A 26,543-nucleotide genomic window follows, 5' to 3' on the forward strand; every position below is an offset into this window, starting at 1 on the left:
CGACGGTTCGCCACGCTCGGTCGCGTCGCGAACGGGGCGACGGCTACGCCTCCGCTGTCGCCGCTTCCGCTGTCGCCGCCGCTTCTTCGTCCGAGTCCGTGTACCGCAGCGCCCAAGCTATCAGGACCGCCTGAAACGGCAGCCGAATCAGCGCTGCGAGCCGCGCCGGCGCGAGGAGTCGGTCGGGGACGAGGTCGTTCAGCGTGTCGCTCCGGGCGAGGTGGACGTTCGCCGGGAACACCGCGACGAGGAGGGCGACGATCCCCCACGCGGACGGGCGCCGCGTCCGTCGCCACGCGACGCCGACCCCGAGGACGATCTCGGCGATTCCGGAGAGGTACACGAGCCCGACGGGCCGCGGGAACGACGGCGGGACCGCTTCCGCGAAGCGCTCGGGGATCAGGAAGTGAGCGATCCCGGCGACGACGTACGTCGCACCCATCAGCGGGGCGAGTGAGGGCCCGGACTCCGTTTCGTCTGCGTCGGTCGAGCAGGGTTGGTCTGCGTCGGTCATACCTCGCCACACGGGCGGGAGGGGTATCATTCCTCGCCGTCCGGGGTTCCGGGAACCGAACCCCTTACGAACGGGCGAGCCCAACGCCGTCGTAATGAATACGTTGTTCTGGGTGCTCACCGGGATCCTCGCGTACTCCGCGGTCGCGATGTACCTGCGGAACGAGGGGATCCTCCCGGACGCGTTCAGGGTCTCCGGACCGGTGTTGACCCTCCGGACGCTCCGCGGGCGCGCCTTCCTCGGCCGACTCGCGGCGCCGAAGCGGTTCTGGCGCGCGGTCGCCAACCTCGGGCTCGGGGGGGCCTTGGTGGCGATGGTGGCGTCGTTCGCGCTCATCCTCTCGTCGGCGACCTCGGCGTTCACGAACGCGCAGCCCTCCGCGATCCAGCAGCCGCAGAACTTCCTCATCATCCCCGGCGTCAACGACTTCCTCCCGCTGTCGGTCGCGCCCGAGATCGTCGCCGGCCTCGCCGGCGCGATGGTGGTCCACGAGGGCGCGCACGGCCTGCTCTGCCGGGTCGAGGACATCGACATCGACTCGATGGGGCTCGTCTTCTTCGCGCTGCTCCCCGTCGGCGCGTTCGTCGAGCCCGACGAGGAGGCGACCCAGCAGGCCTCCCGCGGCGCCCGCGCCCGGATGTTCGCGGCCGGCGTCACCGCGAACACGGTGCTGACGATCGTCGTCTTCGCGCTCCTCTTCGGCCCCGTCGTCGGCGCCATCTCGCCGGCGGCCGGCTACGCGGTCGGCGAGGTGAACCCCGGCTCCCCGGCGGCCGCGGCCGACCTCTCGCAGGGCGACCGGATCGTCGAGGTCGCCGGGACGCCGATCGAGACGAGCGGGGAGTTCGAGTCCGCGATCGCCGACGCCGGCGACTCCGTCGCGCTCACCGTCGACGACGGCGACACGCGAAAGGCGGTGACGATCGACCGCGAGCTACAGGTGGTCGGCTCCGCCGGCGGCAACCCCCTCGGCGTGACGATCGAGGAGGTGCCCGTGACGGTCGCGGCGGTGAACGGCGAGTCGGTCGCGACCGAGTCGGAGTTCTTCGACGCGGTCGGCGGCGACGAGCGCGCGACGCTGACGGTGACGGGCAACGCGAGCGTCATCGATCAGGTCCGCGACGCGCCCGGCGCCGAGAACGCCTCGGGCGTCGAGACGGCCGACGGCGACGCGGCGGTCACCGTCCCCGACGTGCCGGTCGGCGCGTACGTCGTCGGCGTCCAGGAGGGCGGTCCGATCCACGACGAGGGCGCCGCCCTCGGCGAGCCGCTGACGATCGTCTCCGTCGACGGCGAGCGCGTCGTCGATAACGGGGCGCTCTCGGCCGTCCTCGGCGAGCGCGACCCCGGTGAGACCGTCCCCGTCACCGTCTTCGACGCCGACGGCGAGCGCACCACGTACGACGTGGAGCTCGACCAGCACCCGAACCGCGACGGCGGGTTCATCGGCGTCAGCGTCTTCCCCGGCACGAGCGGGCTCGCGCTCGACGACGTGGGCGTCACCGAGTACCCGGCGGGCGCGTACCTCGAACTACTTGGCGGCGACGGCGGCGCGGAGGCCGCGGACGGCGTCCCGCTCGGCGGGGTCACCGAGTCGCCGCTCGGCCTCGTCTTCGTCGCGCTCATCCTCCCGCTCGGCAGCCTGTTCGGGCTTCCGTTCAACTTCGCGGGGTTCACCGGCGAGCTGACCAACTTCTTCGTCGTCGAGGGGCCGCTCGCGGCGCTCGGCGGCGGCACCTTCCTGCTGGCGAACCTCCTCTTCTGGTCGGGGTGGATCAACATCCAGCTGGCGCTGTTCAACTGCCTCCCGGCGTTCCCGCTCGACGGCGGCCGCATCCTCCGGATGGTCGCCGAGGCGGTGATCAGCCGGGTCCCGATCAGCGACCGACACGCCGCGGTGCGGACGATCACCGTCTCGTCCGGGCTCGTCATGCTGGCCGGGCTGGTCGCGATGATCTTCGGTAACCAGATCCTCACCGCGCTCGGCCTGATCTGAGGCGATGGCGCGTGCCTCCGAGCGCCCCTCGGGCGCGAGGAGCACGCGCGAGGGAGCGGTGAGCGCTCGAAGAGCGCGAACCGCGAGGCTGGGGAGGTGTGAGGCGCTGTGCCGTGCGGTGCGGGGCGGGACTCAAAGGGGCAGCCGGGAAGCGGGCGCAGGCGACGCAAGCACTGGAGGGAGCGAACGGAGTGAGCGACCGAAGCGCGCAGCGAGCGTGCGCCCGCTTCCCGGCTGGGGCTTTGGAGGTTGTCTCCGTCGATCCGCGACCAGGTATTTATAAACGAGCGACTGTGGCTTTGGAGATCGTCACCGCGCCATCGGTCACGTATAAATAGCCGACGCAATACCACGATCCGGTTTATAAGTAACCAATCAACGACACCGGTTCATACGCCCTCGCTACCGTTCGCCGCCGTTTCCGTACCGCGCGAGATACGTCGGAATCCTCTCTGTCGAAGAGTCGTAACAGCCCGAGGGAAACGGGTTTCCCCCGCGGGCGCGACGCCCCCGTATGACGCACTCGCGGACCGTCGAACTCGAGGGCCACATCATCGACAGCGGCACCATGCAGCGCTGCTTCGGCGCGGTGATGGACCTCGGCGGCTCGTTCGACGTCCAGCAGTTCGACGTCGGGAAACACGAGACCGAAGAATCGTACTGCCGGCTGACTGTCTCCGCGGACGATCCCGAGACGCTGCGGGACATCCTTCACGAGCTCCACCAGAACGGCGCGGTACTGGAAGATCCCTCCGAGGTGGACCTCGTCGCGGCGCCCGCGGACAAGGTGGTCCCGCCGAACTTCTACTCGACGACGAACCACCCGACCGAGGTGTTGTACGACGGCGAGTGGATCGACGTCGAGCGGATCGAGATGGACTGCGCGCTGGTGGTGGACCCCGGCGGTGATTCCGGCGAGAGTCCCCGCGCCTACACCAAGACCCTCAACGCGGTCGACGAGGGCGATCTCGTCGCGACGGACCAGTCGGGAATCCGCGTGAACCCCCCCGAGCGCCCACGGAGCGGCGGCGGCGCGTTCGGCTTCATGCAGGGCGGCGTCTCCGCCGAGCGCCCCTCCGAGTCGACGATCCGCGAGGTCGCCGAGGAGCTGCGCGCGGTGAAGGAGGACGGCGGCAACGTGATGGTCGTCGCGGGGCCGGCCGTGATCCACTCGGGCGCGGGCGACGCGCTGGCTGACCTCGTCGCGGCGGGCTACGTCGACGCGCTCTCCGCGGGCAACGGCTTCGCCACGCACGACTTGGAGCGCTCCATCTACGGCACCTCGCTCGGGATGAACGTCGAGACGCTCGAACACCCGCGGAAGGGCCACAAACACCACATCTGGACCATCTCGGAGATCATCCGGGCCGGCGGGATCGAGGCGGCAGTCGACGAGGGAATCGTCACGGAGGGCGTGATGTACGAGTGCGTGGTGAACGACGTCGACACCGTCCTCGCGGGGTCGATCCGCGATGACGGCCCGCTCCCGGACACGGTCACCGACGCGGTCGAGGCCCAGAACGCGATCCGCGAGCAGGCCCACGACGCCGACCTCGTGATCATGCTCGCCACCTTGCTCCACTCCGTCGCGGTCGGGAACTGCCTCCCGTCGACGACGAAGACCGTCTGCGTCGACATCAACCCGGCCACCGTCACCCAGCTGCTCGACCGCGGCTCCGCGCAGGCGATCGGGATGGTCACCGACATCGGGACGTTCGTGCCGACGCTCGCGGAGTTCGTGTTGGAGGGCGACGCGTGACGCTCGAAATCAGACCCTACGACCGCGAGCGCGACGCCGACGGCCTCTACGAACTGAAGATCGCCTTCGAGCGCGGCCTCGGCGAGAATACGGGCGGCGACGAGAAGGCGGCCGCCTACGAGGGGAAGCTCACCGACGCGTACCGCGAGCGCTGGCTCGACTGGGTCGACCGCTGCGTCGACGCTGACCCGCGGTGCGTGACCGTCGCGGTCGACGAGCGCGCGGATGACGGGGAGGGGGACGCCGGAGACGCGGGCGCCGGAGACGCGGACGCCGGAGACGCGGACGCCGGAGACGAACCCGAGGCGGAGGCGGTCGTCGGCTACGTCTTCGTCCTCCCCGAGCGCACCGCGATGATCTGGGACGCGGCGGTCCTGAACGAGATCTACGTCGCCCCCGACTACCGCGGCACCGGCGTCGCCGACGACCTGATCGACGCCGCGCTCGCGCTCGCGGCCGATCAGGACCTCCCGCTCGACCGAATTGTCCTCGACGTCGACCCCGCGAACGAGCGCGCGAAGGGGTTCTACGACCGTCACGGCTTCGAGCCGTGGGGCGAGATGGTCGCGCGGCCGCTGGAGGACGCCTGACGTCACGGCCGCGCGACCGCGATCGGCCCGACCTCCCGTTCCGACTCCCGAAGCTACAAGCGCGCTCGCCCGTTCTCGACGGCCGTGATACAGATCGGGATCGTCGGCTGCGGCGTCATCGGGAACCGACTCGCGGCCGCCGTCGCGGAGCACGACCGCTACGAACTGGCGGCCGCCTGCGACCTCGACGCGGACCGCGCGGCGTCGCTGGCGGCCGACCACGGTACCGACCGCACCGCGACGACGACCGACCACGCCTCGCTCGTCGAGCGCGACGGCCTCGACGCGGTGTACGTCGGCGTGCCGCCGCTCGCGCACCGCGAGGTGGTCGCCGACGCGCTCGCGGCCGGCAAACACGTCATCTGCGAGAAGCCCATCGCGGCCGACGCGGAGACGGGCCGCGAACTCGTCGCGCTCGCCGAGGAGACCGACCGCGTCACGGCCGTGAACCTCCCGTTCCGCTACACGCCGGGGTTCGTCCGCCTGCGCGAGGCGGTCGCCGCGGGCGATATCGGCGACCCGCGTCGGGTCGAGCTCCGGTTCCGGTTCCCGGAGTGGCCCCGCGAGTGGCAGGACGTGGCGTGGCTGGAGTCGCGCGAACAGGGCGGCCCGCTGCGCGAGGTCGGGACGCACTTCCTGTTCGGCGTCCAAGAGCTGTTCGGACCGATCGACTCCGTCTCGGCCGACGTGGGCTACTCCGGACCCGACGCCTACGAGGACGACGTGGCGGGGATATTCCGGGCCGACGGCGTCCGCGGGACGATCGATCTGCTCTGCGACCACGAGGGCGAAGCGGAGAACAGCGTCACGGTCGTCGGCGACGACGCGTCGCTGTCGCTGACGGAGTGGTATCGGCTCGCGCGGAATCGAGGGCGCGAGGACGAGGAGACGCTCGTCGACGAGCGGGGCGACACGGTGCGCGCGCTCCTGACGGAGTTCGCGAGCGCGGTCGACGGCGACGGCGGCGACCTCGTCTCCTTCGCCGAGGCGACGCGCGTTCAGGAGGTGCTCGAAGCGATCCACGCCTCCGACGGGGACCGGGTTCACCTCGGTGCGGGCGACAGGAGATAACCCGACCGCGGAGTCGCGGCCCGGGAACGCCCGGCAGGAGTTATGTGTCTCACGGGTCCATTACCGCGTATGAGCTACCTCGTTGCGACCGACGGGTCGACGGAGAGCGACGAAGCCGTCCGATACGCGGCGCGTCAGGCGGTCGCGTTCTACGAGACGCTCGAGATCGCCCACGTGCTGACGCCGGACTCGGAGCTGGTCGACGGGACGATCGTCCTCCCGGGCGAGGAGGCGGCCGTCGAGGCCGGACAGGGGGTCTTAGAGAGCGCCCGGAGCATCGCCGAGGAGGCGGTCGGCGACGAGTCGATCGACGTCGAGACCCAGCTCCTCACGGGGCGTCCGGCCGACGCAATCACCGAGTACGCGGTCGAGGAGCCCGTCGACGCCATCTACGTCGGCCATCGCGGACTCTCGGAGGAGCGCGAGCAGGTCGTCGGCAGCGTCGCGAAGAGCGTCGTCGACAAGGCCGACGTGCCCGTGACGGTGATCCGATAGGTGTCAGCCGAAGAAAACGACTGAGCGGCCGCGAAGCGGTCGAATTTTCCGTTTTCGCGCGGCGATCCGGCTGTCACAGGCGCCGGAAAGAACCGCCATTATCGGACGTTCAAAACGGCGTTAGGCCGTAGTACCGCCGATGACAGAAGACGTACTCGTCACGGCGGACTGGGTCGAAGACCACCTGGACCGGTTCCAAGACGACGATTCCGACCACCGGCTCGTCGAGATCAACAACCCGACCGTCACCGACGAGTCGGAGTACACGCCCTACGAGGAGGGCCACATCCCCGGCGCGCTCGACTTCGAGTGGGACGCGGTGTTCACCGACGAGACCGAGCGCGACATCGTCTCGAAGGAGGACTTCGCGGCCCGAAACGGCGAGGGCGGCATCGACGCCGACACGACCGTCGTCGTGTACGGCGGCGGCCGCGTCCCGAACTGGTTCGCGCTGTTCGGCTACTGGATCTACAAGTACTACGGCCACGACGACGTCCGCGTGATCGACGGCGGGAAGGGGTACTGGGTCGCCAACGACTACCCGCTCTCGACCGAGGAGCCCGACTTCACGCCGCGCGACTACGAGGCCCGCGGCCCCTTCGAGAGCGTCCGCGCGTACAAGGACGACATCGACAAGGCGATCGAGGAGGGGATCCCGATGGTCGACGTGCGCTCGCCGGAGGAGTTCTCCGGCGAGGTCATCGCCCCCGAGGGGCTCAACGAGACCGCCCAGCGCGGCGGGCACATCCCCGGCGCGAGCAACGTCCCGATCGGCACCACGCTGAACGAGGACGGCACGTTCAAGAGCGCGGAGGAGCTCCGCGAGCTGTACAGCGAGGCCGGGGTCGACGGCGACGAGTCGACGATCACCTACTGCCGCGTCGGCGAGCGCTCGTCGATCGAGTGGTTCCTCCTGCACGAGCTGCTCGGCTACGACGACGTCCGCAACTACGACGGCTCGTGGACCGAGTGGGGCAACCTCGTCGGCGCGCCGATCGAGACGGGCGAGTAAGCGACCCCCGCGGTCGCCCGTCCCCGCACCGCGCGACCGATCACCGGCGATATGTATCTGGGGAGGCAAGGCGTCGCATGGCGGCGTCTCACGTCCTCGTTCCCCTCGACGGATCGCCACTGGCCGCCGACGCGCTCGACGACGCGCTCGAACTCTTCGACTGTCGGGTGACCGTCCTGAACGTGGTGACGCCGCTCGACGCGCCGATGAGCGAAGGCGGGGTCCTCGGCGCCGGCGAGAGCCGCCGCGAGAGCGCGCGCGAGCGGGCCGACCGCATCGTCGACCGGGCGACCGACCGAGCCGCGGAGTGCGATCGCCGCGTCGAGACGGCGGTGCGGACGGGCGACCCGGCGGAGGCGATCCTACAGTACGTCGACGCCCACGACGTCGACCGCGTCGTCATGGGCGGACACGGCGGTGAGCGCGGCCGCGTCGCGAGACGGCTGCTCGGCACCGTGGCGACGAACGTGGTCGGCGAGGCGCCCGTGACCGTGACGGTCGTGCGCTGAGGCCCCCTCTTCACCCGCCGAGCACCGCGGCGAAGGCTGCGTAGAGCCCGTACCCGATCGCGATCGAGGCCACGAGCGTGATCCCCCAAAAGAGGAGCGTGACACCGATCTTGCGCCGCGAGACGCCCGCGGAGCCGCCGGCGAGCCCGCCGCCGATGACCCCGGAGATGATGATGTTGTTAAACGAGATGGGGATCCCGAGCGCGATCGCCACCTGCGCGATGATGAACCCGGGGACCAGCGCGGCGATCGACCGCCGCGCGCCGAGCTGCGCGTACTCGCGCGAGGTCGCCTGGAGCAGCTTCGGCGCGCCCATCCACGCACCGGTGAGGATGCCGGCGGCGCCAAGCGAGAGCAGCACGATGCCGGGCAGCCCGAGCTCGGCGCCGTAGAGGTTCTCCAGCGGGCCGGTCGCCAGCCCGACTTGGCTGCCGCCGCTGGAGAAGGCAACGACGCTCCCGAGGACGAGGAGGAACGTCCGGATACCGCCCTCGGCGGACGCCTGCGTCCGGCGCCGAACGGCGACGAACCACGCCGCGGCCGCGAGCAGCGTGACGAGTACCGTCACGGGATCGATACCGGCGACCGTCGGCGCGTCGACCCGTCGTGCGATGAACCCCGCGAGAGAGCTCTGGGCCGCGTCCGGCGGCGAGGGGATGACACCCAGCCGGACGTTGGCCACGATACCGCCGACGACGGCCGCGAGCAGCGGGACGCCGACCGTCTCCGGGATGTCGTCGCGCCGGAGGAGGGTGGCGGTGACGTACGCGAGCCCGCCGGAGACGGGCGGCACGAGCGCCCAGAACAGCGCGATGCGGCGGTAGGTGTCGATTGCGGGGTCGCCCCCGAGCGAGAGCCCGACGCCGACCATCGCGCCCGTCGTCGCGAACGCCGCCGGGACCGGATAGCCGGTGGAGACGCCGAAGGCCATGAACCCGGTCGCGGTGAGCAGCCCCGCCGTCGCCGCCAGCGACGTTATCTGGACGCCGTCGATCAGCCCCGCGCCGACCGTCTCCGAGATCGCTCCGCCCTGCGTGAGCGCGCCGAGTGCGGCGAGAATTCCGATGAGGAAGGCGGCCCGCATCGTCGAGATGGCGTTGGCGCCGATCGCCGGGGCGAACGGCGGCGAGTTGCTGTTCGCCCCGAGCGCCCACGCCGTGGCGAGGCTGGTCAGCGTCGCCAACGCGACGAGGGCCCAGAAGCCGACGCCGGCCACGCTCACGCGACCCCCTCGACGAGCGATCGAGCCATGTTACTCCCCCCGACGACGGCGCCGGCTAAATAAGCCCGGGCGGACGGGCGCCGGCCGGGTCGCTTCGAGGCGGTCCTCGCGCGCTTCGAACGACGGCTCGACTCGGTCGGCAACATGCGGTCCCGGGCCGAAATCCAGCCCGCGCCGTCCGGCGTGCGCGGGTCCGTCAGAGGCGACCGCTCCGACCGTTCCGGGACCGTTCCGCCGGTCCCGACGGCAGCGATCCGCCCGCGCCCCGCTAGTCGTCCAGCGAGGCGACTGCGGTCCGCTCCGCGCCGATCCGGCGGTCGAGGAAGTCGTCGAGCAGCTCCAGCGACCGGATCTTCTGGTCGATGTCGCCGGAGCCGTGGCCCTCCTCGCCGAGCTCCTCGTACTCGTAGTCGACGCCCTCCTCGAAGCCGGCGTCGTCGAGCGCGTCCCGCAAGATTCTGGCCTGCGAGACGGGGACCCGCGGGTCGTTGACGCCGTGGACGATCAGGAGCGGCGCGTCGACGTTCTCGACGTAGTTCACGGGGCTGCGCTCGCGGTAGATCGCCTCGTTCTCCTCGGGCTCGCCGAGGTTCTTCACCATGAGCTCCGTCCGGAAGTGCGGCATGGTGTTCTCGTACATGTCGAACAGGTCGCTGACGCCGACCCACGTGACCCCGGCGGCGTAGAGGTCCGGATACTGGACCATCTGCCAGTTCGCGGAGTAGCCGCCGTAGGAGCCGCCGTAGACGGCGACGCGGTCCTCGTCGAGCCAATCGTACTCGTCGAGGACGTGTTCGACGCCGGTCGCCACGTCGCCCTGCTCTGCGCCCCCCCAGTCGTCGTACAGCTCGCGGACGAACTCGCGGCCGCGCCCCGTGGAGCCGCGGTAGTTCACCTGAAGCACGGAGTAGCCGCGCGAGAGCAGGAACTGGACGCGGTAGCTGAACCGCCGCATGTCGTGGTGTCGCGGCCCGCCGTGCGGGTTGACGATCAGCGGCGAGGGGCGTCGGCCCGAGTCGAACAGCAGCCCCTCGATCTCGAACTCCTCGTACGGGTCGTGGTCGACCGCGCGCGCCGGCGTCTCGGGGACGCCGTCGGAGGCGAACGAGACCGCCTCCGGCTCGACGAAGTCGTCCGGATCGAACGGGCCGTACTCGGCGTCGAACAGGGTCTCCGTGGCGTCCGCGTCGAGGTCGTACGCGACCAGCTCCGGCCGCTTACTCGACGTGGTGCGGTACGCGAGCAGACGGTCGTCGTCGAGGCGGCCCTCCGCCACGTTCGCGACGCCGGCCGGGAAGTCGAGCTCGCGGCCCTCGCCGGACTCGACGTCGTAGACTACGGGGACCGTCACCGCGCCGCGCGTCCGCCCGGCGACGAAGCGCTCGCCGCCGTCGAGGAAGTGGCTGGGCGACTCCTCGAACTGGCCGTCGCCGAACCAGGTCACCGTCGCGTCGTCGACGCCGCCGGAGAGGTCGACGACCCCGGCGCGACCGAGATCGGTCGTGTTGTCGCCGACGAGGAGCCGGTCACCGTCGGGCCCCCAGTCTATCGGTACCGACTCCGCGCCCACGTCGCCGATCTCTAGGTTCCGGGCGTTCGACCCGTCGCCGTCGGCGACGTACACGTCGCTGTTCTCGTAGGTGTCGGTCTCGTTCGTCATGTACGCGATCCGGTCGCCCTCGGGAGAGAGCTGGCCGGCCGCGACGGCGCGCTCGTAGTCGGTGACCTTCGTCGTCTCGCCGCCCGGCACGTCGTGGCGGTAGAGGTTCATCTGTCCGTCGCGGCTGGAGCCGAGCAAGAGGGTCTCCCCGTCCTCGCCCACGTCGTGGAGGCGGATCTGCCCGTCCATCTCGACGACGGGCTCGCTCTCGCCGTCGAGCGACATCGCCCACACGTCGTGCTGCTCGTCGCCGCCCTCGTCGCGGTGGTAGAACAGTCGGTCGCCGCTCGGGTCCCACTCGAACCCGGCGCGGACCGACCGGGGAACGTCACCGTCGCTGAGCTGTTCTAAGGACCCGTCCTCCGGGTCACAGAGATGGAGCTCGTTGCGGCCGGTGACGTCGTAGTAGAGGGCGACGGTCTCTCCGTCCGGGGACACGCGCGGGCTCGCGATCGTCGGCAGCTTCGCGAGTTCGCGCAGTACGTCGGTCTCGCCTGAGTCTGACATCCGGATCATACAGGCGGCGGAAACGTCTTGAACGTTTCCCGGGGATCGGTGGGTGCGCGCGGCGCGGTGGGCGACGAGCGGGTTTCAGTCGGGCGTCGACTCGGACCGGTGGGTGAAGTCGGCGACGGTGATCGCCGTTCCGAACACCATGAGTCCGAACGCCGCGGTCGCGGCCGGTACGGAGATCTGTACGAAGGCGCTCGTGGCTCCCCCTGCGACACCGCCGCTCACGGCCCCTAGGACTCGCTGTTTCCGGTCCGAATCGGTATCAAAGAACGTTCGCCACGTCCCTCGGTGGGCGACGACGAGCGATGTCGTGGCCGCGTAGATGAGGAAGACCGACGGGGCCAGCGAGTGGTCACCGTTGCCGAAGCGTGCGACGAGACCGGCAACGGACAGGCCGACGGTCAGGGCGACACCGTAGCGGAGGGCTCGGTTCACGGACTTTTATTGTAGCTTTTTTGTAAATGTATTTTGTTCAGTTACCGACGGCGCCGACGGTTCGCCGACAGACCCTTGCCCGGACGCGACGAAGCCTGAAACGAGATGGGTCCGTCCGCCGACGCTCCCCTTCCGACGACGCCAGCGGCCGAGGCGGTCCGCTCCCTTTCCCGGACGGGCGACGCCGACACCGGAACCGTCGTCTGGCACCGCTCCGACCTTCGGATCGCGGACAACCCGGCGCTCGCGGCGGCCGCCGACGACTCCGACCGGATCCTCCCGCTGTTCGTCTTCGACCCCGGGTTCCACGACGAGCGCGGCGCGGCCTGCGACGCGCGGATCGCGTTCCTCCACGACTGCCTGCGTGACCTCGACCGTCAGTACCATGACGTCGACGGCGCGGGGCTGACGTACGCGCACGGCGACCCGATCGAGGTCCTCGGTCGGTTCGCCGACGCCGGCTGGGACGTGGTCGCGAGCGCGACCCCGACCGGCCGGTACGGGCGGCGACGCGACGAGCGCGCCCGCGAGCGACTCGGCGTCCGATTCGTCGCGGGCGACGGACTCGTGCGCGACGCGGACCGCCCCCGCGAGGGGTGGAGCGACCGCGTCGAGTCGTGGCTCGCGGGCGACCCGTTCGATTGGGACCCCCGGTCGGTCGCGGTCGACGGCGTCGAGACCGGGATCTCCCCCGGGCGGCTCGCCGACGCGTACGGGATCGAGCCGGCGAAGACGCGCGTCCCGACCGGGGGACGCGGCCCAGCCAGAGAGCGGCTCCGGGCGTTTACGGACCGGATTGCGGAGTATCCCGGATCGATCTCCTCGCCGGTGGACGCTCTGGAGGGGACGAGCGGCCTTTCTCCCTATCTGCGGTTCGGCTGCCTCTCGGTCCGCGAGGTCCACCGACACGTCGACGAGCGGGCGCCCGACGGCCGCGGCAAGTCGATGTTCGTTTCGCGACTGTTCTGGAACCGCCACTACACGCAGAAGCTACTCGACTGGCCGGGGTGGCTCGACCGCGCCGTCAACCCCGTCTACGAGGGGTTCAACCGCGACCGACACGACCCAGACCTCGTCGCGGCGTGGAAGCGCGGCGAAACGGGGTTCCCGATGGTCGACGCGAGCATGCGCTGCCTGCGCGAGACGGGGTGGCTCAACTTCCGGATGCGGGCGCTGTGCGCCTCGTTTTACTTCCACATCCTCCAGCAGCCCTGGAAGATCGGCGCGGACCACTTCTACGAGCACCTGATCGACGGCGACCCCGCGATCAACTACACCCAGTGGCAGTCGCAGTGCGGGCTGGTCGGCCGTCCCGGTCTGCGATTGTACGATCCGCGAAAGCAGGTGCGCGATCAGGACCCGGACGGCGAGTTCGTCACGCGGTGGGTCCCCGAGCTCGACCCGCTGCCGGCCGCACACCTCGACGCCCCCGAGAAGGCCCCGCTCGCAGTTCAGCGCGAGGTCGGGATCGAGATCGGCGAGGCGTACCCGTACCCCGTCGTCGACTACGAGGCGGCCCGGGAGGAGTTCCGCGAGCGCTACGGAGCGGCGTACCCGGCCGCGGCCGAGAGGCTCGGCGACGACGCGATCGCCCGGCGGGCGTCGCTCTCGGGCGGACTCGACGCAGCCAGTTCCATCGCGGCAGACCACGGGGAATCGGACGCGGACGTCGACGGCGGCCCCGCCCAAACGGACCTCGACGAGTTCTGACGGGCGGCCGGCCGCGGTCTCGGACGCGGTGGAGACACTGTGGAAAGGTTCATACGGCCGTGTACCGTATTGTGTGTTATGGACCAAAACGTCGGTGCGATGGACAAGCGCGTCAGGACCGCCGTCGGCGCCGTCGCCGGTGCCGCCTCGATAGCGACGCTCGCGGGTGCCGCGCCGCTTCCGGCCCTCGCGGCGCCGATACTGGGCGTCGTCGCGATCGCGATGCTCGCGACCGCCGCGACCGGGACCTGCGGCCTGTACGCCCTGATCGGTGTCGACACCTGTCCCGCGGACGCCGGCAGGTCGCGCTGAGAGCAGTCGCGGAGAATCACTAATCGGCCGGAGAGGGCTCGATAAACTGCTTTTATCGCCGCCTGACAGCAGCCTCAAGTGTTCGGAGTGCGTATTGATCGCATGTTCGACAGCGACCCGAGCAGGCGGCGTCCCGTGGCGGACCTGTTCTCCTGTACGACCGAGGTGAGCAACGCGTGACCGACGACCCGACCGTCCTCGTGATCGGCGGCGGCGCGACGGGGACGGGGATCGCCCGCGACCTCGCCGCCCGCGGGGTCGACGCGACGCTCGTCGACCGCGGCGGGCTCGGGAGCGGAACCTCCGGGCGCTCGCACGGGCTCCTCCACAGCGGCGCCCGGTACGCGGAGGCCGACGCGGAGGGGGCGCGCGAATGTATCGAGGAGAACCGGACGCTCCGGGAGATCGCCGGGGCCTGCGTCCGCGAGACCGGGGGGTTGTTCGTCCGGCTCGCGGACGACGACCCCGACTACTTCGAGGAGAAGCTCGCGGCCTGCGAGGCGATCGGGATCGAGCCCGAACGGCTCGACGTCGACGCCGTCCGCGATGTAGTGCCGGGAATCGCGGACGACGTGGCGGAGGCGTTTCGGGTTCCGGACGGCGTCATCTACCCGTCCCGGCTCGTCGCCGCCAACGCCGCGGACGCCGAGCGCCGCGGGGCGAGCGTCCACCCGCACGCGCCGGTCGAGAACGTGACGGTCACCGGCGGCGCGGTCGAGTCGGTCCGGGTCGGCGGCGATGTCGACGGGACGCTCTCGCCCGAGGTCGTCGTCAACGCCACCGGCGCGTGGGCGGACTCGATAGCCGAGATGGCCGGCGTCGAGGTCGGGATGGCTCCGAGCCGCGGCGTGATGGTCTCCGTGGAGTACGACGGGCTCGGCCCGGTGTTGAACCGGTGTCGCGACCCCGACGACGGCGACATCGTCGTCCCCCACGACGGCGAGGTCGTCCTGGGAACGACGAGCGTCCCCGTCTCCAATCCCGACGACTACGAGACGGCCGACTGGGAAATCGAGCGCTCGGTCGAGGAGTGCGCCGCGATGCTCCCCGCGGTCGCCGACGCGCCGACCGTGCGGACCTGGTGGGGCGTTCGACCCCTCTACGAGCCCGACGAGGCCGGACAGGACCGACGCGGGATCTCCCGCGGGTTCACGCTGCTCGACCACGAGCGCGACGGCGCCGCCGGGCTCTACAGCGTCGTGGGCGGGAAGCTGACCACCTACCGGCAGATGGCCGAGACGACCGTCGACCGCGTCTGCGAGCGGTTGGGAGTCGAGGCCGACTGCGAGACCGCCGAGGAGCCGCTCGCACACGCCGACGACCCCGAGCGGCTGGACGAACTCGTGGCGGCGTACGGCGGCGCGAACCCGACCGACGCCGACGTGGTCGACGCGCCGGCGGACGACTGATCCGAGCGGGCCGACGCGCTGTCGTCTCCGGGTCGATGGCGGGGCACGGCGGCGCCGGCCCGGTCCCGTTGCGACACCCACACTCAAGTCCGTCCCGGGTGTCGGTCCCGCATGGACTCCGCGAACTTCCTCTTCGTCTCGGCCGACGCGGCACTGATCACGGACTTGGCGTGGCAGGTCCACCGCGAGGGCCACGCCGTGAAGTACTACGTCGAAGCCGAGAGCGACCGGGAGATAGGCGACGGGTTCGTCCCGAAGACGGACGACTGGCGCGCCGAGGTCGACTGGGCCGACGTGATCGTCTTCGACGACATCTGGGTCGGTTCCGACATCGGCACGGGCGAACTCGCCGAGGAACTCCGCGAGGAGGGGAAGGCCGTCGTCGGCGGGACGCCGAACACCGATCACCTCGAAGAGGACCGTGGCTATGCGATGGAGATACTCGAAGAACACGGCGTGAACACCGTCGAACACCACATCTTCGACAGTTTCGACGCGGGGATACAACACGTTCAGGAGAACCCCGCCCCGTACGTGATCAAACCGCTCGGAGAGGTCCAGAACGTCAAGCGCCTACTGTACGTCGGGAACGAGGACGACGGGAGCGACGTCGTAGACGTGCTGAAGGCGTACGAGAAGGCGTGGGGCCACCGGATGAAGGGCTTCCAACTCCAGCGCAAGGTCGAGGGGGTCGAAATCGCTATCTGCGGGTTCTTCAACGGCAGCGAGTTCATCGACCAGGTCAATTTTAATTTTGAGCATAAGAAATTATTCCCGGGAAACATCGGTCCCTCGACCGGGGAGATGGGAACCTCCATGTTCTGGGCCGGCCAGAACAGACTCTTCGAGGAAACGTTCGGGAAAATCGAAGACTGGCTCGCCAACGAAGGCTACGTCGGGAGCATCGACATCAACTGTATCGTCAACGAGAACGGGATCTACCCGCTGGAGTTCACGCCGCGGTTCGGGTACCCGACGATCGCGCTGCAGGAGGAGTCGATCGAGTCGTCTACCGGCGAGTTCTTCTACGACCTCGCGCACGGCAACGAGCCGGAGGTCGAGGTTCACAACGGGTACCAGATCGCCGTGCGGGTCGTCCTGCCGCCGTTCCCGTTCGACGACGAGCAGACGTACGACGAGAACTCGCGGAACGCGGCCGTGGTGTTCGAAACGGAGAGCCGCGACGGCGTTCACCTCGAAGACGCCAAGAAGGTCGACGGCCAGTGGCGGGTCGCCGGCGACAACGGGATGCCGATCGTCGTGACCGGGAAGGGCGAGACGATGCAGGCCGCGCGTGAGCAAGCGTACGACCGCATCGATGACATCCTCATGCCGAACATGTACTACCGCGACGACATCGGCGAGCGGTGGGTCGACGGCGACGGCGACCGACTCCAGGCGTGGGGGTATCTCGGACCCTGACGCCCGACCCGGGCGACGCTCCGGCTCGCGCCGGCGTCCCCGGCGGCGACGGACGCTCCCCTCCACGACCTTTTAACGGTCCGGTCCCACTACTCGTGGTATGCCGAAGTACTCGACGGGCGGCGGCGGCGGCGGCGACGACGGCGACGCGTGCGAGCTCTGTGGGCGCGAGACCACGGACCTGCGAAAGGCGACGGTCGCCGGCGCGAAGCTGCTCGTGTGTTCGGACTGCCGTCCCCACGACGACGCCGGGAACGCCCCGAGCGACCGGGGCGGGCCGAGCGGCGGCAGTTCCGGGGGCAGCCCCGGCGGCGCCGGCGCCGACTCCGGTTCGGGAGCCACCGAGAGCCGGAACAAGGAGCTCGCCCGGAAGCAGGCGAAGATGTACGACTCCGCGACCGGCGACTCGAAGCGCTGGGAGGAGGAGGGGACGAGCTACGAGTCGGACCGCCTCCCGTACCTCGTCTCGGGCTACGGCGACGTCGTGACCGGGGCGCGGCAGGACGCCGGGCTGACGGTCGAGGAGGTCGCCGCCGAGCTCGGGGTCGACGAGGACGACCTCCTCGCGGTCGAGGACGGGCGGGCCGCGACGGCCAACGTGGGCGGGTCCGTCGTGCGCGCGCTCGAAGAGCGGTTCGGGATCGACGTCGTCGACGAGTGACTTCCGTCCTCCCCGTCGCCGAGGCGAAACGACCAATCCGGCGCGGAGCGACCGTCCGCCAATGAAGGCGATCAAGGACAGCGTCCACGGCCACGTCCGGCTCGGCGAGGTCGCCGCCGAGCTGGTCGACACGCCGGCGTTCCAGCGGCTGCGACACATCAAACAGCTGTCCACGGTCCGGCTCGTCTACCCCTCCGCGAACCACACGCGGTTCGAGCACAGCCTCGGCGTCTACCACCTCGCGCGCAGCGCGATCGAGGGGCTCGGCGTCGACGACGACACGGCCGCGCACGTCCGGGCCGCGGCGATGCTACACGACGTCGGGCACGGGCCGTACGGCCACCAGACCGAGGGGATAATCCGGCGCGCGACCGGGCGCGACCACGACGACGTGCGGTGGCTGCTTACCGACGCGGACCGCGAGGTCTGTCAGGTCCTCGAACGCAACGGGCTCGATCCCGAGCGCGTCGCCGCCCTGATCGACGGCGAGGGCGCGCTCGGCCCCCTCGTCTCGGGCGAGCTCGACGTCGACCGGATGGACTACCTCGTGCGCGACGCCCACCACACCGGCGTCCCGTACGGCACCGTCGACACCGGCCGGCTCGTCACCGAGCTCCGGCTGATCGGCGGCGACGGGAGCGGGACGGCCGCCGACCTCGTCTTGGACGAGGGGAACGTCGCCACCGCCGAGAGCCTGCTCGTCGCGCGCTCGCTCATGAACGCCGTCGTCTACCGCCACCACGTCTCCCGGGTGGCGGGCGCGATGCTGGAGCGCGCCTGCGAGCGGTACCTCGACCGCACCGGGACGGAGGTCGAGGCGTTCCGCCGGATGGCCGATCACGACCTCCTCGTCGCGCTCCGCGACCGCGTCCCGGGGCTCGGCGAGCGCATCGAGCGGCGCGACCTCTACAAGCGCGCCGTCTGGGCCGGGATCGACGAGGTGCCGGCGGGGACGGTCGACGCGGGACGCGCGGAGGAGCGGGCCGCCGAGCGCGAGATCGCGGACGCCGTCGGCGTCGACCACGACGCGGTCCTCGTCGACATCCCCTCGCGCCCGGCGCTCAAGGAGGCCGGCTCCGCGGTCGTCGTCGACGGCGTCCCCCAGCGGCTGGAGGACGCCTCCGAGCTCGTGACTGGGCTCCGGGCGGCCGAGCGCCGCCGCTGGACGCTCGGCGTCTACTGCCCGGCCGAACGCGTCGACGCCGTCGCGGCCGCGGCGCGGGACGTTCTGGGACTGCGCGCGACGGGACGGCCCTCTGCCTGAGCGCCGCGGGGGACGTCGGCTCCCGACCCCGCCGCTTCTGCGTCGACTCAGTCCCCGGCCGACACCGGGACGGTCAACACGGGTCGGTCCGCGTTCAACACGACCGTCTGCGTGGTGCTACCGAAGACCGCCTTGCCGGCCGGGCTCCGCTTGCGGCCCGACACGCAGATGAGGTCGACGTCGGCGGCGTCCGCGGCAGCGATGAGCTCCTCGCCCGGATCGCCGCTCGCCTCGTGGTGGACGCAGTTCACGCCGGCGTCTTCCAGGATCTCCCGGGCGCGCCGCACGGTCCCGAGCTGGTGGACCGACGCCCCCTCCGGGTTATCCTGGAAGACGTGACAGAGGTGTGCGGTGACCTCGTCGGAGTCGCCCGGCAGGTCGACGACCGCTTCGGCCTGTGCCGTCGCCCGCGATTCGTCGTCGAGCCCGACGCCGATGAGTACGTCGTACATACGCGACCGTTCGCGGGGCCGGATGTTAAATCGTGCCGCAAATTCGCGGGCGACGGAATCGGTCGGGGGGCGGAGTCGGATTGCGGGGACAGCGGCTCGCGGCGGAGTCGGAGCGCGGGGACAGCGGCCCGCGGCGGAGTCGGCCCGCAAGGACAGCGGCCCGCGGCGCCGCTCCCCCGACACGGGCGACACTCCCAGCCTTTTATCCCGTGCCGCCGAAGGCAAACGCATGATCACGGTCAAGGACACCGTCCACGACCACATCGAGATCGACGGTGTCGCCGCGGCCCTCGTCGACACCCCCGCCCTCCAGCGGCTCCGCCACGTCAAACAGCTCGGGACGGTCCAGCTCGTCTACCCCTCCGCGAACCACACCCGGTTCGAACACAGCCTCGGCGTCTACCCCCTCGCGAGCCGCGCGCTCGACCACCTCGGGATCGAGGGGAAACGGGCCGACCGCATCGAGGCGGCGGCGATGCTCCACGACGTCGGTCATGGACCCTTCAGCCACAACCTCGAATCGCTCACCCACCGCCGCACCGGGAAGTACCACGACGACGTCGACGAGCTGCTCGCGACCGGCGCGGTCGGCGAGGTGTTGCGCGACCACGACCTCGACCCGGACCGGATCGCCGAAATCGTCGCCGGCGAGGGCCCGTACGCCGGCCTCGTCTCGGGCGAGCTCGACGTCGACCGCATGGACTACCTCGTGCGCGACGCTTACCACACGGGCGTCCCGTACGGCACCATCGACACCGAGCGGTTCGTCCGCGAGTTAACCTTCGTTGAGCGCGGCGCTGGCGCGGACGGCGACGGCGGGGGCGGACCCGATCGCGACGGCCCGGAGCTCGTCTTGGACGAGGGGAACGTCCAGACCGCCGAGAGCCTCCTGCTCGCCCGCGCGCTGATGAACCCGGTCGTCTACACCCACCACGTCGCGCGCATCTCGAAGGCGATGCTGCGCCGGGCCGCGAGCGAGCTCCTCGACGCGACCGCGACGACGGCCGCCGAGCTGCGCCGGATGGACGACCACGACTTCCTCGCTGCGGTCCGCGACTGCCGGGCGACCGCCGAGCTCTCCCGCCGCTACGACGAGCGCGACCTGTACAAGCTGGCGGTGTGGGCCGAGTACGACGACGTCCCCGACCGCGTCCACGACGCGGACCGCGCGGCCGAGACCGCCCTCGAACGCGAGATCGCCGCGGAGGCCGGCGTCGCCCGCGATCACGTGATCCTCGACGTGCCGCCCGAGCCGACGATGCGCGAGTCGACCGCGCGCGTCACCGTCAACGGCGAGATACGGCGGCTCGAACGGCAGTCGCCGCTGGTCTCCGCGCTCCGGACCGCGCAGCGAAACCAGTGGCGCCTCGGCGTGTACGCCCCCGAGCCGGCGACCGACCGCGTCGGCCGCGCGGCCGCGGACGTGCTCGGCCTCGACCCCGACGGGCTCGTGACCGAGGTGCGCGGCGCGATGCCGACGACGCTCGACGAGTTCGAGTGAGGTTTATGCCGACCCCGTTCGACGTGCCGGCGTGACCGACGCGCACCGCGAGAACCGCCGCCTCTGGAACGAGTGGAGCGACGCGTTCCAGGCGCTCTGGAACGCCGACACCGACGAGGGGGGATCGCCGCCCGCGCCGACCCCGTTCGACTCCGACGGCCACGCGGCCACCGGCGCCGAGTATCCGCCGCCGATCGAGGAGGCGGCGGTCGTCGAACTGGGCTGCGGCGGCGGACAGGGGACCGTGGGCACCGCGCTGGCGGGCGCCGGCCGGGCCGTCGGCGTCGACATCTAGGAGGAGCAGCTCCGACACGCACGGCGCCTCCGGGACCACTACGGCGTCGACGCCGAGTTCGTTCAGGGGGACGCGACCGGCGTCCCGCTCGCCGCCGACGCCTTCGACGCGGCGTTCTCGGAGGCGGCGTTCCAGCTCGTGGCGGACCTCGACGCCGCCGTGCGCGAGGCGCGCCGCGTCCTCCGGCCGGGCGGCGCGTTCTACATGGCGGTGATGCACCCGTTTCGGGAGCTGATCGACCCGGACGGCACCGGCCCGCGCCGGGGGTACCACGCGTCCCCTCGGCGGGAGATCGAGGTCGACCAGTCGTACGACGCGGAGCTGGTCGCGTTCGACCGCACCGTCTCCGAGCTCCACCGCGCCCTCGTGGACGCGGGGTTCACCGTCGAGCGCGTCGTCGAACCGGAGCCCGAGGACGGCGAGACGACGAGCGAGGGCGACGCCGCGGCGGCCGCCGCCCCGCGGGCGCTCCTCCCCGAGACGCTCGGGTTCTGGGCCCGACCCGACGGGCGCTGAGGCCGCCGAGCGGGGTTGCTTCCCGTGACGTTTTAACCTCGGGCTGGCGAGCCACCGGTATGCATCTGGAGGGGACGGTGCTGGTCGGCCCCGACTTCGAGCCCGTCGAGGGCCGGGTCGTCGTCGCGGACGGCGAGATCGTCCGGATCGAGCAGGAGTCCGTCGAGAGCGACGAGGTGATCCTCCCGGCGTTCGTCAACGCGCACACCCACATCGGCGACTCGATCGCCAAGGAGGCGGGCGAGGGCCTCTCGCTCGACGAGCTCGTCGCGCCGCCGGACGGGCTGAAACACCGCCTCCTCCGGGCGGCGGACCACGGGGAGAAGGTGGCCGCGATGGCGCGCACCCTGCGGTACATGGAGTCGACGGGCACGGGGACGTTCCTGGAGTTCCGCGAGGGCGGCGTCGACGGCGTGAGCGCGCTCCGCGACGCGCTCGCGGGCGAGGGTGTCGGGTTCGGCGAGCGCGCGATCGAGGGGGTCGTCTTCGGCCGCGACGACTCCGACGTGCTCTCGGTCGCGGACGGGTACGGTGCCTCCGGCGCCCGCGACGCCGACTTCGACGCGGTCCGGGCGGCGACGCGCGAGGCCGGAAAGCTGTTCGGGATCCACGCGGGCGAGCGCGACGCCGACGACATCAACGCCGCGATGGACCTCGATCCCGACTTCCTCGTCCACATGGTCCACGCCGAGGGGATCCACCTCGAACGGCTCGACGACCGCGGCACGCCCGTGGTCGTCTGCCCGCGCTCGAACCTGGTGACGAACGTCGGCGTACCGCCGATCCGCGAGCTGGCCGAGCGGACGACCGTCGCGCTCGGCACCGATAACGTGATGACCGACTCGCCGTCGATGTTCCGCGAGATGGAGTTCGCGGCGAAGCTCTCCGACCTCCCCGCCCGGGAGATACTTCGGATGGCGACGGTCAACGGCGCCGAGATCGCCGGGCTGAACCGCGGCGCGATCGAGCCCGGCGCGGACGCGGACCTGCTCGTCCTCGACGGCGACTCCGACAACCTCGCCGGTGCGCGCGACCTCGTCCGCGCGGTCGTCAGGCGCGCCGGCCACGCCGACGTCTCGCGCGTCGTGACCGGCGGCGAGCCCGTCGTCCAGCGCGACGACTGAGGCGCCGACGGCTCGGGGCTCCCGACCCGTTTCCGCCGCCGACGGAGTGAAACCGCTTCCGCCCCTCCCTGCTCCCATGACGACGCTCTCGCTGCTCGCCGGCCTCGCGCTCGGGCCGGTCGTCGGACTCGTGGCGACGCTGGCGATGGACGTGGCCATGGCGCGGCTCCCCGAGGGAGCGACGGCGCCGAAGGTCGCCGCGGGCGTGCTCACGGACACCCCGGTCGACGATGCGCCCGAGCGGCTGGCGACGTGGGTCCACTACGTCGCCGGCGGCGGCTCGGGACTGCTGTTCGTCGGGCTCGTCGCGGCGGTGGAGGCGGCGCTCGGCGTCGGGGTCGCCGTCGCAGTGGTGGTCGCCGGCGTCGCGCAGTTCGCGCTGATGGTCGGCTTCTTCGCGCTCGTCCCGCTCCCGCGCGCGCCCGGGCTCCCGCGCCAGCGGCTTGGACCGATCCGGCGGGACTGGGCCGTCTCCGCGGCGACGTACGTCCTCGTCGCCGCAGTCGCCGTCGCGGTCGCGACCGGGTTCTGACCCCGGAGAGAAACGGTTTAGTCGCTGGCTCCGGCCCGATCGGGTATGCACGCCATCACTCGATCCGGGTGGATCGAGGTCATCTCCGGGTCGATGTTCTCGGGCAAGACGGAGGAGCTGCTCCGGCGGCTCCGACGCTCCGAAATCGCCGGCCAGTCGGTCGCCGTCTACACGCCCGCGATCGACGACCGCTACGGCGAGGCGACGATCGGCAGCCACACGGGCCGGCAGTGGGAGGCCACCGTCGTCGACAACGAGGGCGACGGCCCGCTCGACATCCTCGACGACGACCCCGCCGAGGTCGTCGCGATCGACGAGGCGAACTTCTTCTCGGAGGCGCTCATCGAGGTCTGTAACGCCCTCGCGGACCGCGGCAGCCGCGTGATCGTCTCGGGGACGGACCAGACGTTCCGCGGCGAGCCGTTCGACCCTCTCCCGCAGCTCATGGCGACGGCCGAGTACGTCGACAAGCTGCAGGCCATCTGCTCGGTCTGCGGCGAGCCCGCCTCCCGGAACCAGCGGCTCATCGAGGGCGAGCCCGCACACGTCGACGACCCGACGATCCTCGTCGGCGCCGAAGAGTCCTACGAGGCGCGGTGTCGCGACTGCCACGTGCTGTTGACCGGGGACCGCCCCGACGAGGAGCGCCCGTTCGAGAGCGCCGAGGCCGACTCCGCGAACGACTGAATCAGTCGGCTCGCTCGGACGAACGCGCCCGCCGGTAGGCCCACAGGTGACCGTCTCCGTCCGGCAGGTCGATCGGCCGATAGGTCAAAATCAGCGTGTCCCCGTCCGCGAGCGCGAGCCGCTCGCCGTCGATCGGGCGCCGGCTCCCGACGATCCGCTCGATCCGTTCGACGAACCCCTCCGGGTCGGCGAACCGCTCGCTCAGTTCGGCGGCGAGCGCCTCGCAGTCGCGGCCGGCGGCGGCCTCCGGGTCGCCCTCGACGCCGAACAGCTCGTACAGCCGCTCGTTCACTCGGATCACCCGTCGGTCCGCGTCCTCGACGAGCATCCCCACCGGGAGCGCGTCGAGCGCGGTCGACAGCACGGCGTTCGACCGTTCGATCTCACGTTTGCGCGCCTCCGCCTCGGTGACGTCCTCGAACTGCGAGAACACGCCGATCACCGCCCCCTCGGCGTCGGTCACGACCTGGTTGTGCCACGCGCAGCGGATCCGCTCGCCGTCGCTGCGGACGTTCTCGTTGACGCTCTGGTAGCCGCCTTTATCGGAGAGGAGGTCGCGTTCGAGCGCCGCCACGTGTCGGTGCTCCGGCTCGGGAACGAACGGGAGCCACGTGCCGCCGAGCAGTTCGGACTCGTCGTAGCCGAGGATCTCTTCCGCGGCGGGGTTCACCCGGACGATCCGGAAGTCGGCGTCGTACTCGATCGTCCCCAGCGGCGACTGGTCGATGAACCGCGAGAGCCGCTCCTGGCTGGCGGCGAGTGCGACCCGCGACCGGTGCTGGTCGACGGCGTTGCGCACCCGGTTGGCCAGCACCTCGTACTGGTCGTTGCCGCCGACCTTCTGGATGTAATCCGTCGCCCCCGCCGAGATAGCCTCGCTCGCGATCTCTTCGCTCCCCTTCCCGGTGAATAGGACGAAGGGGACCTCGATACCCCGGTCGCGGACCCGCTGGAGGAGCGTCAGCCCGTCCGTTCCGGGCATGTCGTAGTCCGAGACGACGCAGTCGATGGGCTCGGTCTCCAGCGCGTCGAGCGCGTCGCCGACGTCCGTCTCGGAGCTGACCTCGAACGCCTCGTCGATCCGTTCGAGGTAGGTCGCTGTCAGATCGAGGTAGTCCGGGTCGTCGTCGACGTGAAGCACCCGAACCGTCGACGCGTCCTCCGACCCGGAGTCCACGGGAGGCTCCGACATGCGAAGTTGTACCGAGGGCCGCCAGATATACGTTCGGGTGGGCCGGGGCGACGCCGGCAGCCTATCGGCTCACGCCGCGTCCGCGTCGGCGTCGTCGTCGCGCCCGTCCGCCTCGCCACCTGCCGCGGCGTCGTCCGCGGTCGCGAGCCGGAACAGCCCCACGAGCGCCGCGGCGGCGACCAGCGCCCCCTCGGCCTTCGCGGCCGCGTACGTCCAGTCGCGCGGCTCCGCCTCGCCGGCGTTCCGGTAGAGCGCGCGCGTCCAGAGCGCGACGGCGCGCCGCGGCGCGACGGCTTCGAGCAGTCCGCCGATTCCGGCCGCCAACAGCAGTAGCGCTTTCATGCGACCCCCTTCGATGCCGACCCTCAAAAGCGGAGCGGGGACCGTCGCGGGCGGTCGGGCTCGGGGCGCTCAGCCGCCGCTCGCCGGCTCGGCCGCGTCGAGGTAGCGTCGGCAGGTCGCGGCCGCCCACTCGCGGACAGTGGGGTCTCGCGTCCACAGCAGCGCGGCGACGCCGGCGTCGTCGATCAGGCCGACGGCTGCGCGGTCGTCGCCGAGGGCCACCGCCACCGGCGACTCGCCGTCGTGGCGGTACGCGTCGACGCCGCGGTCGGCGAGCGCGCGCCTGACGACGGGTCCCGTCGCGCCGGAGAGGCGGTCGGCCGCGGACCCGGTGAACACGACGCGGGCCGACCGCGGCGCGCTGGGGTCGGTCCCTCCGTCCGTTCCGTCGTCTCCGACCTTCAGCGACGCGTTGATCCGACGGGCGAGGTCGGCGTCGAGCCGCGGGACGACGGCGACGACGCTGTCCGCCTCGCCGAGGAGTTCGGCGAGCCGCTCCGCGGGGGTCGCGGAGTCGCTCCCGGCCGCCTCCCCGCGAGTCGATTGGCTCCCGCGCTCGACGACAGCGATCCGCCCGTCGAGTTCCCCGAGGTCGGCGTCGACCGCGCGCGCCACGACCGATCGGAGGACCGCCGCGGGCGACGCGGAGCCGTCGTCGCTCACGCGTCTCGTTCCCCGGCCGGCCACCGAGCCGGCTCGTCCGGGCGCGTCGGATACGACTGCCGGCCGCCGCTCGACTTCTGTGCGAGCAGCCGCGCCGTCGCGCGCCGGCGGTCGCCGGGGCGCTCCGCCGTCGTCTCGTCGTAGTACCGCACGCTCAGTCCGAGCCCGGCGCGGAGCAGCTCGTTCGCCGCGAACCGGTACCGGTCGTCGCTCGGCCCCGACGGCGACGGCGCAGCCGACCGGAGGTGCCCCTCCACGAAGAGGTAGCCGTCCGGCGCGAGCGACTCGACGAGGTCCGCGAACCGGTCGAGCGTGTGGAAGTAGCTCATCGCCACGAGGTCGTACGCCTCGGTCGGGAACCCGTACGTCGAGACGTCCGCCCGAACCGTCTCGACTCGGTCGGCGACCCCGCGTTCCGCGGCGCGCTCGCGGACGATCCGGAGCCCCTCCGCCGAGGCGTCGAGCGCGTCGACGTCGTAGCCGCGGTCCGCGAGGAACACCGCGTTGCGGCCGGTGCCGGCCGCGACGTCGAGCGCGCGGCCGCCCGGCAGCGACGGCTCGTAGGCGCGAAGCACGGGGGACGGCTCCGGCGCGCGCGGGTACTCGCCCGACGCGAAGCGCTCGTCCCAGTCGGTTTCGGTCACGCTCGCCTTTCGACGCCACGGGGCGTAAACCTCAGGGGCGC

General features: G+C 71.3%; 26 protein-coding genes and 1 pseudogene. 18 read left to right on the plus strand and 9 right to left on the minus strand.

Annotated elements, in window-relative coordinates; genetic code table 11:
• Positions 1-43: 43 nt before the first annotated feature.
• Positions 44-514, minus strand: a complete 471-nt coding sequence (locus C466_RS04855) for a DoxX family protein (RefSeq protein ID WP_004597977.1) — start codon at positions 512-514, stop codon at positions 44-46.
• 94 nt (positions 515-608) lie between these two features.
• On the opposite strand from C466_RS04855, the gene C466_RS04860 reads away from it, so the two are divergent.
• The 7 genes from C466_RS04860 (at position 609) to C466_RS04890 (ending at position 7,946) form a co-directional block, all read left to right on the plus strand.
• Complete coding sequence (locus tag C466_RS04860) at positions 609-2,510, plus strand: site-2 protease family protein (RefSeq protein ID WP_004597976.1); 1,902 nt, start codon at positions 609-611, stop codon at positions 2,508-2,510.
• 514 nt (positions 2,511-3,024) lie between these two features.
• Positions 3,025-4,269 (plus strand): ornithine cyclodeaminase, nickel-pincer nucleotide-dependent, encoded by a 1,245-nt coding sequence (locus tag C466_RS04865; RefSeq protein WP_004597975.1) that lies wholly within the window; start codon positions 3,025-3,027, stop codon positions 4,267-4,269.
• The gene (locus tag C466_RS04870; protein ID WP_004597974.1) at positions 4,266-4,859 is read left to right on the plus strand and encodes a GNAT family N-acetyltransferase; all 594 of its coding nucleotides are present in this window, start codon (positions 4,266-4,268) and stop codon (positions 4,857-4,859) included. Before C466_RS04865 ends, C466_RS04870 begins: the two co-directional genes overlap by 4 nt.
• 84 nt (positions 4,860-4,943) lie before the next feature.
• Positions 4,944-5,930: a Gfo/Idh/MocA family protein gene (locus tag C466_RS04875; protein WP_004597973.1), complete on the plus strand. Its 987-nt coding sequence runs from the start codon at positions 4,944-4,946 to the stop codon at positions 5,928-5,930.
• Positions 5,931-5,999: 69 nt separating this feature from the next.
• Positions 6,000-6,425 carry a universal stress protein gene (locus tag C466_RS04880; RefSeq protein WP_004597972.1) on the plus strand — a complete coding sequence of 142 codons (426 nt, stop codon included), beginning with the start codon at positions 6,000-6,002 and terminating at the stop codon, positions 6,423-6,425.
• A gap of 139 nt (positions 6,426-6,564) precedes the next feature.
• Positions 6,565-7,437 (plus strand): sulfurtransferase, encoded by an 873-nt coding sequence (locus C466_RS04885; RefSeq protein ID WP_004597971.1) that lies wholly within the window; start codon positions 6,565-6,567, stop codon positions 7,435-7,437.
• 77 nt (positions 7,438-7,514) lie between these two features.
• The gene (locus C466_RS04890; RefSeq protein ID WP_004597970.1) at positions 7,515-7,946 is read left to right on the plus strand and encodes a universal stress protein; all 432 of its coding nucleotides are present in this window, start codon (positions 7,515-7,517) and stop codon (positions 7,944-7,946) included.
• Positions 7,947-7,956: 10 nt separating this feature from the next.
• Here the strand turns inward: C466_RS04890 and C466_RS04895 are convergent, their stop codons facing one another.
• The 3 genes from C466_RS04895 to C466_RS04905 form a co-directional block, all read right to left on the minus strand.
• Entirely contained in the window at positions 7,957-9,162 is a 1,206-nt protein-coding gene (locus C466_RS04895) for an inorganic phosphate transporter (protein WP_049908391.1), read from the minus strand.
• Positions 9,163-9,436: 274 nt separating this feature from the next.
• Positions 9,437-11,335, minus strand: coding sequence for a S9 family peptidase (locus C466_RS04900; protein WP_049908390.1), 1,899 nt, complete (start codon positions 11,333-11,335; stop codon positions 9,437-9,439).
• 84 nt (positions 11,336-11,419) lie between these two features.
• Entirely contained in the window at positions 11,420-11,776 is a 357-nt protein-coding gene (locus tag C466_RS04905) for a hypothetical protein (protein WP_004597967.1), read from the minus strand.
• A gap of 105 nt (positions 11,777-11,881) precedes the next feature.
• On the opposite strand from C466_RS04905, the gene C466_RS04910 reads away from it, so the two are divergent.
• The 6 genes from C466_RS04910 to C466_RS04935 all read left to right on the plus strand — a co-directional run bounded on the left by C466_RS04910 (position 11,882) and on the right by C466_RS04935 (position 18,554).
• Positions 11,882-13,486, plus strand: coding sequence for an FAD-binding domain-containing protein (locus C466_RS04910; RefSeq protein ID WP_004597966.1), 1,605 nt, complete (start codon positions 11,882-11,884; stop codon positions 13,484-13,486).
• Between the two features lie 78 nt (positions 13,487-13,564).
• On the plus strand, positions 13,565-13,798 hold the full coding sequence (locus tag C466_RS04915) for a YgaP family membrane protein (RefSeq protein WP_004597964.1): 234 nt from the start codon (positions 13,565-13,567) through the stop codon (positions 13,796-13,798).
• Between the two features lie 176 nt (positions 13,799-13,974).
• Positions 13,975-15,207, plus strand: coding sequence for an FAD-dependent oxidoreductase (locus C466_RS04920; RefSeq protein ID WP_004597962.1), 1,233 nt, complete (start codon positions 13,975-13,977; stop codon positions 15,205-15,207).
• Positions 15,208-15,318: 111 nt separating this feature from the next.
• Positions 15,319-16,629, plus strand: a complete 1,311-nt coding sequence (locus C466_RS04925; RefSeq protein ID WP_004597960.1) for a phosphoribosylamine--glycine ligase — start codon at positions 15,319-15,321, stop codon at positions 16,627-16,629.
• Positions 16,630-16,729: 100 nt separating this feature from the next.
• The gene (locus C466_RS04930; RefSeq protein WP_004597957.1) at positions 16,730-17,290 is read left to right on the plus strand and encodes a helix-turn-helix domain-containing protein; all 561 of its coding nucleotides are present in this window, start codon (positions 16,730-16,732) and stop codon (positions 17,288-17,290) included.
• 61 nt (positions 17,291-17,351) lie between these two features.
• Complete coding sequence (locus C466_RS04935) at positions 17,352-18,554, plus strand: HD domain-containing protein (protein ID WP_004597955.1); 1,203 nt, start codon at positions 17,352-17,354, stop codon at positions 18,552-18,554.
• Between the two features lie 47 nt (positions 18,555-18,601).
• Here C466_RS04935 and C466_RS04940 read toward each other — a convergent pair whose 3' ends face one another.
• On the minus strand, positions 18,602-19,006 hold the full coding sequence (locus tag C466_RS04940) for a universal stress protein (RefSeq protein ID WP_004597953.1): 405 nt from the start codon (positions 19,004-19,006) through the stop codon (positions 18,602-18,604).
• A 229-nt stretch (positions 19,007-19,235) separates the two neighbouring features.
• Here C466_RS04940 and C466_RS04945 point away from each other — a divergent pair, with 229 nt between their 5' ends.
• The 5 genes and pseudogenes from C466_RS04945 to C466_RS04965 all read left to right on the plus strand — a co-directional run bounded on the left by C466_RS04945 (position 19,236) and on the right by C466_RS04965 (position 23,661).
• Positions 19,236-20,507: an HD domain-containing protein gene (locus C466_RS04945; RefSeq protein ID WP_004599590.1), complete on the plus strand. Its 1,272-nt coding sequence runs from the start codon at positions 19,236-19,238 to the stop codon at positions 20,505-20,507.
• 31 nt (positions 20,508-20,538) lie between these two features.
• Positions 20,539-21,318 (plus strand): annotated as a pseudogene (locus tag C466_RS17545) (class I SAM-dependent methyltransferase).
• A 59-nt stretch (positions 21,319-21,377) separates the two neighbouring features.
• Positions 21,378-22,442, plus strand: a complete 1,065-nt coding sequence (locus tag C466_RS04955; protein ID WP_004597943.1) for an amidohydrolase family protein — start codon at positions 21,378-21,380, stop codon at positions 22,440-22,442.
• Positions 22,443-22,518: 76 nt separating this feature from the next.
• Entirely contained in the window at positions 22,519-22,974 is a 456-nt protein-coding gene (locus C466_RS04960; RefSeq protein WP_004597942.1) for a hypothetical protein, read from the plus strand.
• A gap of 45 nt (positions 22,975-23,019) precedes the next feature.
• Positions 23,020-23,661: a thymidine kinase gene (locus tag C466_RS04965; RefSeq protein ID WP_004597941.1), complete on the plus strand. Its 642-nt coding sequence runs from the start codon at positions 23,020-23,022 to the stop codon at positions 23,659-23,661.
• Between the two features lies 1 nt (position 23,662).
• Here C466_RS04965 and C466_RS04970 read toward each other — a convergent pair whose 3' ends face one another.
• The 4 genes from C466_RS04970 to C466_RS04985 all read right to left on the minus strand — a co-directional run bounded on the left by C466_RS04970 (position 23,663) and on the right by C466_RS04985 (position 26,502).
• Entirely contained in the window at positions 23,663-24,853 is a 1,191-nt protein-coding gene (locus C466_RS04970; RefSeq protein WP_004597939.1) for a PAS domain-containing response regulator, read from the minus strand.
• Between the two features lie 69 nt (positions 24,854-24,922).
• On the minus strand, positions 24,923-25,195 hold the full coding sequence (locus C466_RS04975; protein ID WP_004597937.1) for a hypothetical protein: 273 nt from the start codon (positions 25,193-25,195) through the stop codon (positions 24,923-24,925).
• Between the two features lie 69 nt (positions 25,196-25,264).
• Positions 25,265-25,858: a transcriptional regulator FilR1 domain-containing protein gene (locus C466_RS04980; protein WP_004597935.1), complete on the minus strand. Its 594-nt coding sequence runs from the start codon at positions 25,856-25,858 to the stop codon at positions 25,265-25,267.
• Positions 25,855-26,502 carry a class I SAM-dependent methyltransferase gene (locus C466_RS04985; RefSeq protein WP_004597933.1) on the minus strand — a complete coding sequence of 216 codons (648 nt, stop codon included), beginning with the start codon at positions 26,500-26,502 and terminating at the stop codon, positions 25,855-25,857. Before C466_RS04985 ends, C466_RS04980 begins: the two co-directional genes overlap by 4 nt.
• Between the last annotated feature and the right edge of the window lie 41 nt (positions 26,503-26,543).

It is taken from the genome of Halorubrum distributum JCM 10118 (genome assembly GCF_000337335.1).
In the GTDB taxonomy this organism is placed as follows: Archaea; Halobacteriota; Halobacteria; order Halobacteriales; family Haloferacaceae; genus Halorubrum; species Halorubrum distributum.

Coding starts and splice junctions, on each gene's coding strand:
- C466_RS04885 (WP_004597971.1), top strand. CDS start 6,565: ATGACAGAAGACGTACTCGTCACGGCGGACTGGGTCGAAGACCACCTG.
- C466_RS04865 (WP_004597975.1), top strand. CDS start 3,025: ATGACGCACTCGCGGACCGTCGAACTCGAGGGCCACATCATCGACAGC.
- C466_RS04940 (WP_004597953.1), bottom strand. CDS start 19,006: ATGTACGACGTACTCATCGGCGTCGGGCTCGACGACGAATCGCGGGCG.
- C466_RS04915 (WP_004597964.1), top strand. CDS start 13,565: ATGGACCAAAACGTCGGTGCGATGGACAAGCGCGTCAGGACCGCCGTC.
- C466_RS04855 (WP_004597977.1), bottom strand. CDS start 514: ATGACCGACGCAGACCAACCCTGCTCGACCGACGCAGACGAAACGGAG.
- C466_RS04930 (WP_004597957.1), top strand. CDS start 16,730: ATGCCGAAGTACTCGACGGGCGGCGGCGGCGGCGGCGACGACGGCGAC.
- C466_RS04970 (WP_004597939.1), bottom strand. CDS start 24,853: ATGTCGGAGCCTCCCGTGGACTCCGGGTCGGAGGACGCGTCGACGGTT.
- C466_RS04925 (WP_004597960.1), top strand. CDS start 15,319: ATGGACTCCGCGAACTTCCTCTTCGTCTCGGCCGACGCGGCACTGATC.
- C466_RS04900 (WP_049908390.1), bottom strand. CDS start 11,335: ATGTCAGACTCAGGCGAGACCGACGTACTGCGCGAACTCGCGAAGCTG.
- C466_RS04860 (WP_004597976.1), top strand. CDS start 609: ATGAATACGTTGTTCTGGGTGCTCACCGGGATCCTCGCGTACTCCGCG.
- C466_RS04975 (WP_004597937.1), bottom strand. CDS start 25,195: ATGAAAGCGCTACTGCTGTTGGCGGCCGGAATCGGCGGACTGCTCGAA.
- C466_RS04945 (WP_004599590.1), top strand. CDS start 19,236: ATGATCACGGTCAAGGACACCGTCCACGACCACATCGAGATCGACGGT.
- C466_RS04880 (WP_004597972.1), top strand. CDS start 6,000: ATGAGCTACCTCGTTGCGACCGACGGGTCGACGGAGAGCGACGAAGCC.
- C466_RS04910 (WP_004597966.1), top strand. CDS start 11,882: ATGGGTCCGTCCGCCGACGCTCCCCTTCCGACGACGCCAGCGGCCGAG.
- C466_RS04965 (WP_004597941.1), top strand. CDS start 23,020: ATGCACGCCATCACTCGATCCGGGTGGATCGAGGTCATCTCCGGGTCG.
- C466_RS04960 (WP_004597942.1), top strand. CDS start 22,519: ATGACGACGCTCTCGCTGCTCGCCGGCCTCGCGCTCGGGCCGGTCGTC.
- C466_RS04935 (WP_004597955.1), top strand. CDS start 17,352: ATGAAGGCGATCAAGGACAGCGTCCACGGCCACGTCCGGCTCGGCGAG.
- C466_RS04890 (WP_004597970.1), top strand. CDS start 7,515: ATGGCGGCGTCTCACGTCCTCGTTCCCCTCGACGGATCGCCACTGGCC.
- C466_RS04955 (WP_004597943.1), top strand. CDS start 21,378: ATGCATCTGGAGGGGACGGTGCTGGTCGGCCCCGACTTCGAGCCCGTC.